Origin of the sequence: Streptomyces sp. NPDC058308 (assembly GCF_042880275.1) — a bacterium.
In the GTDB taxonomy this organism is placed as follows: domain Bacteria; phylum Actinomycetota; class Actinomycetes; order Streptomycetales; family Streptomycetaceae; genus Streptomyces.
In genome coordinates, this window is record NZ_JBHVZA010000036.1 from 1 (window position 1) to 13,260 (window position 13,260).

Genomic DNA, 13,260 nt, shown 5'->3' on the forward strand with positions numbered 1-13,260 from the left:
TAACACCTCCGCCGCGGCTGCGCCCGCCCCCCATCCGCGCCCCCACCCCGGCGGCTTTTCGCATTTCCCGGAGCATTTCGTCCGTCGGCCCATTCCGCCGGCGGACCGAGCGCCCCCGAAGAAAATCGGAGGGCCCGCAGCGGATTGCTGCGGGCCCTCCGATGACGTACGACGACGCCTTACTCCTCGTCCCGGCGCAGGGACGGCTTCAGGTCCTTCAAGCGTCCCAGCAGGCCGTTGACGAAGGACGGCGACTCGTCCGTGGAGAACTCCTTGGCGAGCTGGACCGCCTCGTCGAGGACCACGGCGTCCGGCGTCCCGTCGACCCAGATGAGCTCGTAGGCACCGAGACGCAGGATGTTCCGGTCGACGACCGGCATGCGGTCCAGGGTCCATCCGACGGCGTACTGCGCGATGAGCTCGTCGATGCGGCGCTCATGGTCCGCGTACCCCTCGACGAGCTCCATGGTGTACTCGCTCACCGGCGGCTGCCGGGTGTCGGACCGCGAGTGGCGCACCCAGTCGGCGAGGACCGTCAGGACGTCGGTGCCGCGCTGGTCCGCCTCGAAGAGGATCTGGAAGGCGCGCTTGCGGGCCGTGTTACGAGCAGCCACGGTTAGCTGTTCACCCGGCCGAGGTAGCCGCTGTCACGGGTGTCGACCTTGATCTTCTCGCCCGTGGTGATGAAGAGCGGCACCTGGATCTGGTGGCCGGTCTCCAGGATGGCGGGCTTGGTGCCACCGGTGGAGCGGTCGCCCTGGACACCCGGCTCGGTCTCCTGGATGACGAGCTCGACGGCGGCCGGCAGCTCGACGTAGAGCACCTCGCCCTCGTGCTGCGCGACGGAGGCGGTGAAGCCCTCGATCAGGAAGTTGGCGGCATCGCCGACGGCCTTGCGGTCGACGTGCAGCTGGTCGTAGGTCTCCATGTCCATGAAGACGAAGTAGTCGCCGTCCATGTAGGAGAACTGCATGTCGCGCTTGTCAATCGTGGCCGTGTCGACCTTGACGCCGGCGTTGAACGTCTTGTCGACGACCTTGCCGGAGAGCACGTTCTTGAGCTTGGTGCGCACGAAGGCCGGGCCCTTGCCGGGCTTGACGTGCTGGAACTCGACGACGGACCAGAGCTGGCCGCCTTCGAGCTTGAGCACCAGGCCGTTCTTGAGGTCGTTCGTGGAAGCCACGGTTGCGGAATCTCCTGCACTGACTGACTGGTGGACGACCCCGGACGCGCACGCGCGTCAGAGCGCGAGCAGTTCCTTGGTCGTGATGGTGAGTAGCTCGGGTCCGCCGTCCGCCTCGGGGCGCACGACGAGCGTGTCATCGATCCGGACACCACCCCGGCCCGGGAGGTGAACCCCCGGTTCGACGGTGACCGGCACGCAGGCGTCCAGTTTACCCATGGCCGCGGGCGCCAACTGCGGGTCCTCGTCGATTTCGAGCCCCACACCATGTCCAGTGAGCGGAGCGAGCCCTTCCATATAGCCCGCCGAGTCCAGTACGTGGCGTGCCGCCCGGTCCACGTCACGGCAGGCGGCACCGGGCAGAAGTGCCTCACGGCCGGCCCGCTGCGCGGCGAAGACCAGGTCGTACAGCTCGATCTGCCAGTCGGCGGGCGACGTGCCGATGACGAACGTACGCCCGATCTCGCAGCGGTATCCGCGGTAGCTCGCCCCCAGACACACGGAGAGGAAATCCCCCTCCTCCACCCGCCGGTCCGAGGGCCGGTGGCCGCCCTTGCCGGAGTTCGGGCCGGTGCCGACCGAGGTCGGGAACGCGGGGCCGTCCGCGCCGTGGTCGATGAGCCGCCGCTCCAGCTCCAGCGCCAGATGCCGCTCCGTACGTCCCACGAGGATGGACTCGAGCAGCTCGCCCAGCGCCTGATCGGCGATCTCGGCGGCGATGCGCAGACAGGAGAGCTCCTCCGCGTCCTTGACCACGCGCAGCTGCTCGACAGCCGTCCCCAGGTCCGTCAGGCGCAGCCGCGGCGCCACGGATCCGACCGCGTGGTGCCGGGCGACGGTCAGGTGGTGCTCCTCGACGGCCAGGGCGTCGGCGCCCTGGGAGAGCGCGAGACCGGCCCCCGCGACGGCCGGGTCGGCACCCGGCGACGGCAGCGACTGCAGCCGCAGCGCCTCGTCGGGCCGCCCCTCGCACGGCTCGTCGCCGGGCGGGCTCCCGCACAGCAGCACGTCCTCGTCCTTGCCGACGAGGAGTACGGCTCCGGCGGGAGCGGCACCGGCGAGATAGCGGACATTGGCGGGCCGGGAGATCAACGCCGCCGCGCCACCACTGGCGGCACAGCGCTCCCGAACCCGCTCCCTGCGGACCGCGTACACCTCTGACATGGGGCGAGCCTACGAGCGCCGCGCTCCCACGGCCCGGCGGACGCGTCCGACCGGGCGGTCACCACCCCCACTCGCAGGGGGCGCCGCCGTGACCGTGACGGTCGGCTCGACCGTCCTGGCTACCACTTCGGAGGGCTCGCGATGGCGCGGGCCAGGACGTCGTCCAGGACCTGGGCCGTGGCGGGGACGTCCAGTTGGGAGTTGTCGATGATGGGGAGACCCGAGCCGTACCAGCCGGCCATGCGGCCGTGGATGCGGGCCACTTCCTCGTCCGTCAGACGGCGGTTGCCGCAGCGCTCGGCGTTGCGCTCCAGGACGATCTCCAGGCCGGGGAGCAGGACCACCGGCAGCAGGCCGGGGCCCACGTGACGCTTCCAGCCACCGAGTCCGACGACCGGCCGGTCCGGGAAGACCGCGTCGTCGAGGATGCAGGAAATGCCGTTGGCAAGGAAGTTGCGCGCGGCGAAGCCGCAGGTGCGGCGGGCCAGGCGGTACTGCGCCTCGGAGTGGTCGTTCCAGCCCGACTGGGGGTCGGCGAACCCCGAGCGCACCCATTCCCGTACGTCGTCGAGGCTGATGTGGGCGGTCGGCACGCGCCGGTGCTCGGCCCAGTACTTCGCGACGCTCGTCTTGCCCGCGCCCGCGGGGCCGATGAGCAGCACGGCGAGCGTCGTGGCGCCGGTGTCGGTCGGTGCAGTGCCCTGTGGCGGGCTCGGCATCGCGACGGGGCCGCCCGGCGGCAGCTGGACGTGCCCGGTGGTGTCCGGGGCCGGCGGCACCGGGCCGGGGCCGTGCTGAGGGGACTGGGGCGCCACCGGGGCGTGCGGCATCGGGGGCTGCCCCTGCGCGTGAACGGCGTGCGGCGCCGGTCCGGGGGCGTGCGGACCGGGGGCGTGCGGTCCGGGGGCGTGCGGTCCGGGGGCGTGCGGACCGGGGGTGGCCGTGAACCCGGGAGGCACCGCCGGGTGCGCCGACGCTCCGGGAGGCGGAGCGCTCGGTTGGTGTGCGGCCGGCGACCAGCCGGTGGCCGGTCCGTGCCCCGGCTGGTGGGGCGGCGGCAGCGGAGATCCCACTGCGTGCTGCATCCGGTGCCACTCCGTCTCGTGCGACTGACGCTGGTCGGGCGGCAGCCGGCCGCCCGTTACCGAACGGTACCGTCCCCGGCCGCCGTTGTGTGAACGGCCGGGGAGGCCATGACGTGCCCGTGGCCGGATTGCGCGGCCACGTGAAGCGTGTGCTGCTGGTCCTACTGGCCGACTTCGCCGTAGGCGGCCAGCAGCACGGCCGGGTCGGGACCCTCCAGGACGGTCGGCTTGCCGAGGCCGTCGAGGACGATGAAGCGCAGCAGGTCACCGCGGGACTTCTTGTCGACCTTCATGGTCTCGAGCAGCTTGGGCCACTGGTCGTAACGGTAGGTCAGCGGCAGGCCGACCGATTCGAGGATCGTACGGTGCCGGTCCGCCGTGGCGTCGTCGAGGCGGCCTGCCAGACGGCCGAGTTCGGCCGCGAAGTGCATGCCGACGGAGACCGCGGCGCCGTGCCGCCACTTGTAGCGCTCGTTCTTCTCGATGGCGTGCGCGAGGGTGTGCCCGTAGTTGAGGATCTCGCGCAGGCCCGCCTCCTTGAGGTCACCGGAGACGACCTCGGCCTTGACCTTGATGGAGCGCTCGATGAGCTCGGCGGTGTGCGGGCCCGCGGGCGTACGGGCCGCCTCGGGGTCCGCCTCGATGAGCTCCAGGATCGCCGGGTCGGCGATGAAACCGGCCTTGATGATCTCCGCGAGTCCTGAGACGTAGTCGTGCACCGGCAGCGAGTCGAGCGCCGCGAGGTCGCAGAGGACCCCGGCAGGCGGGTGGAACGAGCCGACGAGGTTCTTGCCCTCGGCGGTGTTGATGCCCGTCTTGCCGCCGACCGCCGCGTCCACCATGCCGAGCACCGTGGTCGGCACGGCGATCCACCGCACGCCGCGCAGCCAGGTCGCCGCCACGAACCCGGCGAGGTCGGTGGAGGAGCCGCCGCCGACGCCGACGATGACGTCGCTGCGCGTGAAGCCGGACTGGCCGAGCGCCTTCCAGCAGTACGCGGCGACCTCGGCGGTCTTGGCCTCCTCGGCGTTCGGCACCTGGATGGCGACCGCTTCGTAGCCCTGGTCGGCGAGGTCCTGGCGGAGCGCGTCGCCGGTGCCGGCGAGCGCCTCGGGGTGGATCACGGCGACCCGCTTGACCTGGTCGCCGATGAGGCCGGGCAGCTCGCCGAGGAGCTGCCGACCGACCAGGACCTCGTACGGATCCGAACCGGCGGTGCCGCCGACGTGGATACGGGTGGGGGTCTGCTCCGTCGTCATGCTTCCTTCAACTCCAGTGCGTCGAGGACCGCTCGGGCGACCTCATCGGGGGTGCGGCCGTCGGTGGCGACGACCGCGCGGGCGACTTCGGCGTACAGCGGACGGCGGGCGTCCATCAGCTCGCGCCACTGCCTGCGGGGGTTGACCGCGAGCAGCGGGCGGGCCTGGTTGAGCCCGGTGCGCTGGACGGCCTCCTCGACCTCCATCGAGAGGCAGACCACGGGGTGCTCGCCGAGCAGCGCGCGGGTCGACTCGTCGATGACGGCGCCGCCGCCGAGGGCGAGGACCCCGTCGTGTTCCGTGAGCGCGCTCGCCACGGCGGCCCGCTCCAGCGCACGGAAGTACGCCTCGCCCTCGTCGACGAAGATGTCGGAGATCTCCCGGCCCTGTGCGGCCACGATGTCGGCGTCGGTGTCCCGGAACGAGCAGCCGAGCCGGTCAGCGAGCAGCTCGCCGACCGTCGTCTTGCCCACGCCCATGGGGCCGACGAGAACGACCTGCGGCCCGGTCACCGGATCTGCAGGTTGTCGAGGTAGGACCGCACGTTGCGGCGGGTCTCGGGCACGCTGTCGCCGCCGAACTTCTCCGCGACGGCATCGGCCAGGACCAGCGCGACCATCGCCTCCGCGACGATCCCCGCCGCAGGCACCGCACACACATCGGACCGCTGATGATGCGCCTTGGTCGCCTCACCCGTCGCCACATCCACCGTCGCCAGCGCCCGCGGCACCGTCGCGATCGGCTTCATCGCCGCCCGCACCCGCAACAGCTCACCCGTGGTCAGACCACCCTCCGTACCACCGGAACGGCCCGAGGTGCGCCTGATGCCGTCCTCGGTGGTGACGATCTCGTCGTGCGCCTTGGAGCCCGGCACCCGGGCCAGGTCGAAGCCGTCGCCGACCTCCACGCCCTTGATCGCCTGAATGCCCATGAGCGCCGCCGCCAGGCGCGCGTCGAGCCGGCGGTCCCAGTGCACGTGCGAACCGAGCCCCACCGGAACGCCGTAGGCCAGTACCTCGACGACGCCGCCCAGGGTGTCGCCGTCCTTGTGGGCCTGGTCGATCTCCGCGACCATCGCCTTCGACGCGTCCGCGTCCAGGCAGCGCACCGGGTCGGCGTCGAGCTTCTCGACGTCGGCGGGGGTCGGGTAGACGCCGTAGGGGGCCTTCGCCGACGCCAGCTCCGTGACGTGGGAGACGATCTCGATGCCGGCCGTCTCCTTCAGGTACGAACGAGCCACCGCGCCGAGCGCCACACGCGCCGCCGTCTCGCGCGCCGAGGCGCGCTCCAGCACCGGCCGTGCCTCGTCGAAGCCGTACTTCTGCATTCCCGCGAGGTCGGCGTGGCCCGGGCGCGGCCGGGTCAGCGGCGCGTTGCGGGCCAGGTCGGCGAGTACGTCGGGGTCGACCGGGTCGGCCGACATGACCTGCTCCCACTTGGGCCACTCCGTGTTGCCCACCATGACCGCGACCGGCGAACCCATGGTCAGGCCGTGCCGGACACCGCCCAGGAACGTGACCTCGTCACGCTCGAACTTCATCCGCGCACCACGCCCGTACCCAAGACGCCGCCGCGCCAGGTGGTCCGCCACCATCTCCGTCGTGATCGGCACGCCGGCGGGAAGCCCCTCCAACGTCGCGACAAGCGCGGGTCCGTGCGACTCCCCCGCGGTCAGCCAACGCAACCTGCTCAACGGATGCTCCTCATGCTCGCGCCTCGAACTGCGGTCTTCGTCGGCGCGGCCGGGTGCGCGGCCCTGGCCCGCCACCGCTGATCCTCCCACGACCCGAGTCGGGAACCCGCCCCCGGTCCATCTGGCGGACGGGCCTCGACCACGGCGCGACCGGGGCACGGGCCGGGCGCGACCCGGGGCCTACCGTGCGGCGAGCGCGTGCTCCCCGGCCTTGCGCATCGCGTGCAGCGGCGCGGGCGTGCGTCCCGTCATCTGCTCGACCTGCAGCACCGCCTGGTGCACGAGCAGGTCGAGCCCGCTGACGACCGCTCCGCCGTACGCCGACCAGCGGGCCGCGAGAGCGGTGGGCCACGGGTCGTACAGCACGTCGAAGAGGGTGGCGGGACGCTCGGGCACGAGACCCGACAGCGCGTCCGTCGTGCCCGCCGGGGTCGTGGCGATCACCAGGGGGGCGCTCAGCGCCTCCCGCGCGTCCTCCCACGCCTCGGTCCTGACCTCCACGTCGAGCCGCTCGCCCCACTGCCGCATCTCGGCCGCGCGGGCGTCGCTGCGCACGTACGCGGTGACCTCGCCCGTGCAGATCCGCGCCAGGGCGGCGAGCGCCGACGACGCGGTGGCCCCCGCGCCCAGGATCGCGGCGGAGTCGACCTGTTCGATGCCGCGTTCGCGGAGCGCGGCGATCATGCCGGGCACGTCGGTGTTGTCGCCGAGCTTCCTGCCGTCCTGCGTGAACACCACCGTGTTCACGGCCTCGACGGATGCGGCGGTCCCGCTGATCTCGTCGAGCAGCGGAATGATCGCCCGCTTCAACGGCATCGTCAGCGAAAGCCCCGCCCATTCGGGGCCGAGCTCCCCGATGAATCCGGGCAGCGCCGCCTCATCGATCTCGAAACGGTCGTAGGACCAGTCGCTCAGACCCAGCTCCTCGTATGCCGCGCGATGCAGCACCGGGGAGAGGGAATGGGCGATCGGGGAGCCAAGGACTGCGGCTCGTCGCTGCTGCGCGCTCATTGCCCCTTCAGGTATTTCTCGCGGTTCCGGTTCTGCTCTTCGTTGGTCTCCGCGAAGAGCGTCTTGTCCTCGCTGACGGAGACGAAGTAGTACCAGTCGCCCTTGGCGGGATGCAGGGCCGCCTTCAGCGCGACCTCACCCGGGTTGCTGATCGGCCCGGGCGGCAGACCCTTGATCTTGTACGTGTTGTACGGGTCGTCGAGCTTGCGGAGCGCGTCGACCGTGCCGGTGCCGAGCTTGGACTCGCCACGCAGGTAGTTCACCGTCGAGTCGAAGTCCAACAGGCCGTACGTCTCGGTGTTGTTGGGCTTCAGACGGTTGTAGACGACCGTCGCGACCTTCTCGAAGTCGTGCTTGAACTTGCCCTCGGCCTGGACGAGGCTCGCCACGGTGAGAACCTGCAGCGGGTCCTTGAGGTTGAGTTCCTTGGCCTTCGACTGGAGGCCGAGTTCGTCGTACTTCTCGCTGGCCTCGGCGACCATCTTCTTGAGTACGTCCGCGGGCTTCTGGCCCTTCGCGACCGGATAGCTGGAGGGGTAGAGGAAGCCTTCCAGCGGGTCCTTGATGTCCTTGTTCGTATTCGCCCAGGAAGGAAGTCCGAGGCTCTTCCATTCCTTCTTGGCGACGTTTTCGGTGGTGCCCTTGGCGACCTTCAGGCGTTTGTCGATCTCGGCGTAGACCCACGCGTTCCGTCGGCCCTCGGGAATGATGAGGTTGTTACGGCTCTTGGGGCTGAGCATCAAATCGACGGCGCTCGCCGCGGACATGTGTTTCTTGAGGGTATAGACACCCGGCTGAATGGACTGGCCCTTCGGGTGCTTGCCCTGGGCGGAGACGAACGCGTCGACGCTCCTGACGACGTCGGCAGCCTTGAGCTTCTGCCCGATCACATAGCCGCCGGCGTCCTTGGGGATGTCGACGGTGATCCGCCCCGAGCCGTCGCCCGCGTAGTCCGGCGCCGTGCCGAAACGATCCTGATAGAACTGGTAGCCGAAGTAGCCGACCCCGCCGAGGCCGCCCGCGAAGACGACGGTGACGACCAGACAGGCGCAGCCGCTGCGGCGCTTCTTGCCCTTCTTGCCGCCCCGTGCGCCGCGCCGGTCGCCCCGGGCCCCCCGCCGACCGGGCTCGTCGTCATCGTCGTCATCGCCACCCGCGAAGAACGCGTGTTCGCCCTGGTCGGGGCCCGGATCCCAGTCGGTCTTCTCGGAGCCGGGCTCGGGGGTCGCGGAACGACGGCCCGGCGGCTCAGGCGGTGCGTAGGCATCGGGGGTGGAGTAGTAGTCGTGGTTCTCCGCGACGTAACCGCTCTGCTGGCCGCCGTAGGGGTCCATCGGATCGCCGGCGTACGGGACCTGCCCCTGCCCGCCGGTGTCCCAGCCGCCGTTGTAGCCGTGGTCGGACCCGCCGCCGTACCCCTGACCGGCGCCTGAGCCGTACCCCTGACCGGGATCACCGTTGTACCGCTGGTCGGGGTCTCCGTTGTACTGCTGCTGACCGCCGTAGGACTGCTGCTGGTCGTATGACTGCTGCTGGCCGGTGCTCCAGTCGCCGCCGTACTGCGACTGGTGCGGCGGCTGATGCTGGTGCGGCTGCTGCGGGTGGTACTGCCCCTGGCCGCCGTAGGTGGACGTGCCGCTCGCGGGCGCCTGTCCTCCCCATCCGCCGTCCCCGTACAACGGGTCCTCCGGATGCCACGGTTCGGAGCCTGGGCCCCGGCCATACTCAGTCATCGATCCCCTACATGCCGCGAGGCGGGGCCGCCGTCGGGATGGCCGGGCAACCGTTCCGCCTCTTGATGCTGTGCGGCAGCTGTTCGAACACCGCCGCATCGCGCGGAACGTTACCGTATCGCGATCAGATGACCACTTCGACGCCCTCGCCGGGAGCTTTGCCTGACGCCCGTTCGGACTCCAGAGCCTGTTGAAGAATGATGACCGCGGCCGCCTGATCGATAACAGACCTGCCCTTTTTGGACTTCACGCCCGAGGCGCGCAGGCCCTGACTGGCCGTCACTGTGGTCATCCTCTCGTCCACCAGCCTCACCGAAATGGGGGCGACCATGCGGGCGAGGTCCTGGGTGAACGAGCGGACCTTGGCGGCCGCCGGGCCCTCGCCCCCGTTGAGGGAGCGAGGGAGGCCGACGACGATCTCGATCGGCTCGTACTCGTCGGCGAGCTGCTTAAGGCGGCGCTGCGCGGCCGGGACGTCGCGCCCCGGAACCGTCTCGACGGGCGTGGCGAGGATCCCGTCGGGGTCGCACGAGGCGACCCCGATCCGGGCGTCACCGACGTCGATCGCGAGGCGTCGGCCCCGGCGCATGCCCTGGGCAGGCTCGGTCATCAGGCCGTCTCGGTGACGAGGCGCTCGACGGCGGCGATCGCGTCGGGCACGGCGGCCGCGTTCTGGCCACCGCCCTGGGCGACGTCCGGCTTGCCGCCGCCACCGCCGCCGAGCGTCTTGGCGGCGGTGCGGACCAGGTCACCGGCCTTGAGACCGCGCTCACGCGCGGCTTCGTTGGTGGCGATGACCGTCAGCGGGCGGCCGTTGGCCGTGGTGAACAGGGCGACCACGGCCGGGCGGTCGCCCTGGATGCGGCCGCGCACGTCGAGGACCAGCTTGCGCAGGTCGTCGGCGCCCGTGCCGTCCGGCACCTGGCCGGTGACGAGGGCGACACCGCGTACGTCCCTGGCGGACTCGACGAGACCGGCGGCGGCCTGGAGGACCTTCTCCGCGCGGAACTTCTCGATCTCCTTCTCGGCGTCCTTCAGCTTGGCGAGCATGCCGGAGATCTTCTCCGGAAGCTCCTCGGAGCGGCCCTTGACCAGCTCCTGGAGCTGGGCGACGACCGTGTGCTCCTTGGCGAGGTAGTTGTACGCGTCGACGCCGACCAGCGCCTCGATGCGGCGCACGCCGGAGCCGATGGAGGACTCGCCGAGCAGCTTCACCAGACCCAGCTGGGCGGTGTTGTGGACGTGCGTGCCGCCGCACAGCTCCTTGGAGAAGTCGCCGATGGTGACGACGCGCACGCGCTCGCCGTACTTCTCGCCGAACTCGGCGATGGCGCCCTGCTTCTTCGCCTCGTCGATCGACATGACCTCGGCCTGGACGTCCAGCTCGTGGGCGAGGACCTCGTTGATCTTCTGCTCGACGTCCGTCATCACGGCCGTGGGCACGGCGGACGGCGAACCGAAGTCGAAGCGGAAGCGGCCGGGCTGGTTCTCGGAACCGGCCTGGGCGGCCGTCGGGCCGAGCGCGTCGCGCAGCGCCTGGTGCGTGAGGTGCGTGGCGGAGTGGGCGCGGGCGATGGCGCGGCGGCGGTGGGCGTCGATCGACGCCCAGACCGGGGCGCCGACGGTGATCTCGCCGACCTGGACGACGCCCTTGTGGACGTGCACGCCGGGCACCGGCTTCTGCACGTCGCGGATCTCGACGACGGCGCCGCTGTCCAGGCGGATGCGGCCGGTGTCGCCGATCTGGCCGCCGCCCTCCGCGTAGAAGGGGGTGCGGTCGAGGACGATCTCGACCTCGTCGCCCTCGGTGGCCGCCGGCGAGGAGACGCCGTTGACCAGCAGGCCGACGATCTGGGCCTCGTTCTCCGTGAGGGAGTAGCCGGTGAAGTCGGTGGCGCCGGACGCGTCGGCGATCTCGCGGTAGGCGTGCAGGTCGGCGTGGCCGGTCTTCTTGGCCTTGGCGTCGGCCTTGGCGCGGTCCCGCTGCTCCTTCATCAGGCGGCGGAAGCCGTTCTCGTCCACGGTCAGGCCCTGCTCTGCGGCCATCTCCAGGGTGAGGTCGATGGGGAATCCCCACGTGTCGTGCAGCAGGAACGCCTTGTCGCCGGAGAGGACCTTGCCGCCGGCGGCCTTGGTCTCGGTGACAGCGGTGTCGAGGATGTTCGTGCCGCCCTTGAGGGCCTTGAGGAAGGCGGCCTCTTCGGCGAGGGCGACGGTCTCGATGCGCTTGCGGTCGGTGACGAGCTCCGGGTACTGCAGGCCCATCGTGTCGATCACGACGTCGACGAGGTCCTTGACGACCGGTCCGGTGGCGCCCATCAGACGCATGTTGCGGATGGCGCGGCGCATGATGCGGCGCAGGACGTACCCGCGGCCCTCGTTGCCGGGCGAGACGCCGTCGCCGATGAGCATGGTCGACGTACGGATGTGGTCGGCGACCACGCGCAGGGAGACGTCCGAGCCGTGCTCGGCGCCGTAGCGCACACCGGTGAGCTCGGTGGCCTTGTCCATGACGACGCGCAGGGTGTCCGTCTCGTACATGTTCTGTACGCCCTGCAGGATCATCGCGAGGCGCTCGAGGCCGAGGCCCGTGTCGATGTTCTTCGACGGGAGCTCGCCGAGGATCGGGAAGTCCTCCTTGCCGTCGCCCGCGCCGCGCTCGAACTGCATGAAGACCAGGTTCCAGATCTCCACGTAGCGCTCGTCGTTGACGGCGGGGCCGCCCTCCTCGCCGAACTCCGGGCCGCGGTCGTAGTTGATCTCGGAGCACGGGCCGCAGGGGCCGGGCACGCCCATGGACCAGAAGTTGTCCTTCTTGCCCAGGCGCTGGATGCGCTCGGCCGGCACGCCGACCTTCTCGCGCCAGATCTGCTCGGCCTCGTCGTCGTCGAGGTAGACGGTGATCCACAGGCGCTCGGGGTCGAGGCCGAAGCCGCCCTTGTCGACCGGGCTGGTCAGCAGCTCCCAGGAGAGCGTGATGGCGCCCTCCTTGAAGTAGTCGCCGAAGGAGAAGTTGCCGCACATCTGGAAGAACGTGCCGTGCCGGGTGGTCTTGCCGACCTCTTCGATGTCGGGTGTGCGCACGCACTTCTGCACGCTGGTGACGCGCGGTGCGGGCGGCTTGACCTCACCCAGGAAGTAGGGCTTGAAGGGCACCATGCCGGCGGGAACGAGCAGCAGAGTCGGGTCGTCCGCGATGAGCGACGCCGAAGGGACGACGGTGTGCCCGCGCTCCTCGAAGAAGCTCAGCCAGCGGCGGCGGATTTCAGCCGACTCCATCAGTGGTCCTCATTCCGGTTGTACGAGTGCGCCGTGTTCTCGACGTACTGCGTCTTCTTCTTGTCGTACTTATTGCTGCTGTGGTTCTCGATGACCGCGAAGCGGCGCTGCACGGGGAGCTCCGTGTCGGGGTGGTTCTGCAGGCCCAGCGCCTCGCCCAGCTCCGCCTCGCGCTCGGCCATGCCGTCACGGATGTCGAGTGCGAAGTCCTTCAGGCGGTGACCCGTCTCGATCGCCTTGTTCGCGGCCTGCGCGGCGAGGCTCTCGGGGGTCAGCTGCTTGAGCTTGCGGTTGACCTTGGTGGTGGCCCATACGCCGGCGGCTGCGCCCGCGGTGAACCAGAAAGTACGGCGGAACATCGCTGCGTCAGTCCCTCTTACTCCGGTTGGCCCGCTTCGCCCGCCGCGCGGACGGGACGGTGCGACCCACGATCACCGTACGACGGGACGGCTTGGCGGGCATGTCGTTTGCTTCGGGGCCGGGCTTGCGGCTGATGGCCCGGCGCACGCCGTAGCCGAACGCGGCCACCTTCACGAGGGGGCCGCCGAAGGTCGAGGCGACGGTCGTGGACAGCGCCGACGCGTTCGACGTGACTTCCTGGACGTCGGAGGCGATGGCGTCGACCCGGTCGATCTGGGTCTGCGCGGAGCGCACCGCGGTGGAGGCGTCCGCGAGGAGGGGCACCGCCTGCTCGGTCACGTCCGCGACGAGCTTGGTGGTCGCCCTGAGCGTCTGGGCCAGCCTCGCCAGTGCCACCGCGAGGAAGGAGACCAGGATCGCCCAGAAGACGGCCACCAGGACCCCGGCAACCTCTCCACCCGACACTTGGCACCGCTCCCTGAATCTCGTCCCT

At 70.6% G+C, this 13,260-nt stretch carries 13 protein-coding genes; all 13 read right to left on the reverse strand.

Annotation, left to right across the window (positions count from 1 at the left end; all coding sequences use genetic code 11):
• Positions 1–179: 179 nt before the first annotated feature.
• The 13 genes from nusB to ACFVYL_RS33245 all read right to left on the reverse strand — a co-directional run bounded on the left by nusB (position 180) and on the right by ACFVYL_RS33245 (position 13,232).
• Entirely contained in the window at positions 180–614 is a 435-nt protein-coding gene (gene nusB / locus ACFVYL_RS33185; RefSeq protein ID WP_389722598.1) for a transcription antitermination factor NusB, read from the reverse strand.
• 2 nt (positions 615–616) lie between these two features.
• Positions 617–1,183: an elongation factor P gene (gene efp / locus ACFVYL_RS33190; protein WP_389722600.1), complete on the reverse strand. Its 567-nt coding sequence runs from the start codon at positions 1,181–1,183 to the stop codon at positions 617–619.
• A gap of 57 nt (positions 1,184–1,240) precedes the next feature.
• Positions 1,241–2,347, reverse strand: coding sequence for an aminopeptidase P family protein (locus ACFVYL_RS33195; RefSeq protein ID WP_389722602.1), 1,107 nt, complete (start codon positions 2,345–2,347; stop codon positions 1,241–1,243).
• Between the two features lie 119 nt (positions 2,348–2,466).
• Complete coding sequence (locus tag ACFVYL_RS33200) at positions 2,467–3,432, reverse strand: AAA family ATPase (protein WP_389722604.1); 966 nt, start codon at positions 3,430–3,432, stop codon at positions 2,467–2,469.
• A 161-nt stretch (positions 3,433–3,593) separates the two neighbouring features.
• The gene (gene aroB, locus ACFVYL_RS33205) at positions 3,594–4,691 is read right to left on the reverse strand and encodes a 3-dehydroquinate synthase (protein WP_389722605.1); all 1,098 of its coding nucleotides are present in this window, start codon (positions 4,689–4,691) and stop codon (positions 3,594–3,596) included.
• Entirely contained in the window at positions 4,688–5,203 is a 516-nt protein-coding gene (locus tag ACFVYL_RS33210) for a shikimate kinase (RefSeq protein WP_389722607.1), read from the reverse strand. The genes aroB and ACFVYL_RS33210 overlap by 4 nt, the downstream gene beginning before the upstream one ends.
• Positions 5,200–6,384: a chorismate synthase gene (aroC, locus tag ACFVYL_RS33215; RefSeq protein WP_389722609.1), complete on the reverse strand. Its 1,185-nt coding sequence runs from the start codon at positions 6,382–6,384 to the stop codon at positions 5,200–5,202. The genes ACFVYL_RS33210 and aroC overlap by 4 nt, the downstream gene beginning before the upstream one ends.
• 180 nt (positions 6,385–6,564) lie before the next feature.
• On the reverse strand, positions 6,565–7,395 hold the full coding sequence (locus tag ACFVYL_RS33220; protein WP_389722611.1) for a shikimate dehydrogenase: 831 nt from the start codon (positions 7,393–7,395) through the stop codon (positions 6,565–6,567).
• On the reverse strand, positions 7,392–9,128 hold the full coding sequence (gene mltG, locus ACFVYL_RS33225; RefSeq protein ID WP_389722613.1) for an endolytic transglycosylase MltG: 1,737 nt from the start codon (positions 9,126–9,128) through the stop codon (positions 7,392–7,394). Before mltG ends, ACFVYL_RS33220 begins: the two co-directional genes overlap by 4 nt.
• 124 nt (positions 9,129–9,252) lie before the next feature.
• Positions 9,253–9,738, reverse strand: a complete 486-nt coding sequence (gene ruvX / locus ACFVYL_RS33230) for a Holliday junction resolvase RuvX (protein ID WP_389722615.1) — start codon at positions 9,736–9,738, stop codon at positions 9,253–9,255.
• On the reverse strand, positions 9,738–12,407 hold the full coding sequence (gene alaS / locus ACFVYL_RS33235; RefSeq protein ID WP_389722617.1) for an alanine--tRNA ligase: 2,670 nt from the start codon (positions 12,405–12,407) through the stop codon (positions 9,738–9,740). The genes ruvX and alaS overlap by 1 nt, the downstream gene beginning before the upstream one ends.
• Positions 12,407–12,766, reverse strand: coding sequence for a DUF6167 family protein (locus tag ACFVYL_RS33240; protein ID WP_389722619.1), 360 nt, complete (start codon positions 12,764–12,766; stop codon positions 12,407–12,409). The genes alaS and ACFVYL_RS33240 overlap by 1 nt, the downstream gene beginning before the upstream one ends.
• Before the next feature lie 7 nt (positions 12,767–12,773).
• Complete coding sequence (locus tag ACFVYL_RS33245; protein WP_389722621.1) at positions 12,774–13,232, reverse strand: DUF948 domain-containing protein; 459 nt, start codon at positions 13,230–13,232, stop codon at positions 12,774–12,776.
• Between the last annotated feature and the right edge of the window lie 28 nt (positions 13,233–13,260).

Excerpts from the sequence above, each read along its gene's own strand:
- ACFVYL_RS33195 (WP_389722602.1), bottom strand. The coding sequence starts at position 2,347 with ATGTCAGAGGTGTACGCGGTCCGCAGGGAGCGGGTTCGGGAGCGCTGT.
- ACFVYL_RS33200 (WP_389722604.1), bottom strand. The coding sequence starts at position 3,432 with ATGCAGCACGCAGTGGGATCTCCGCTGCCGCCGCCCCACCAGCCGGGG.
- aroB (WP_389722605.1), bottom strand. The coding sequence starts at position 4,691 with ATGACGACGGAGCAGACCCCCACCCGTATCCACGTCGGCGGCACCGCC.
- ACFVYL_RS33220 (WP_389722611.1), bottom strand. The coding sequence starts at position 7,395 with ATGAGCGCGCAGCAGCGACGAGCCGCAGTCCTTGGCTCCCCGATCGCC.
- mltG (WP_389722613.1), bottom strand. The coding sequence starts at position 9,128 with ATGACTGAGTATGGCCGGGGCCCAGGCTCCGAACCGTGGCATCCGGAG.
- ruvX (WP_389722615.1), bottom strand. The coding sequence starts at position 9,738 with ATGACCGAGCCTGCCCAGGGCATGCGCCGGGGCCGACGCCTCGCGATC.
- alaS (WP_389722617.1), bottom strand. The coding sequence starts at position 12,407 with ATGGAGTCGGCTGAAATCCGCCGCCGCTGGCTGAGCTTCTTCGAGGAG.
- ACFVYL_RS33240 (WP_389722619.1), bottom strand. The coding sequence starts at position 12,766 with ATGTTCCGCCGTACTTTCTGGTTCACCGCGGGCGCAGCCGCCGGCGTA.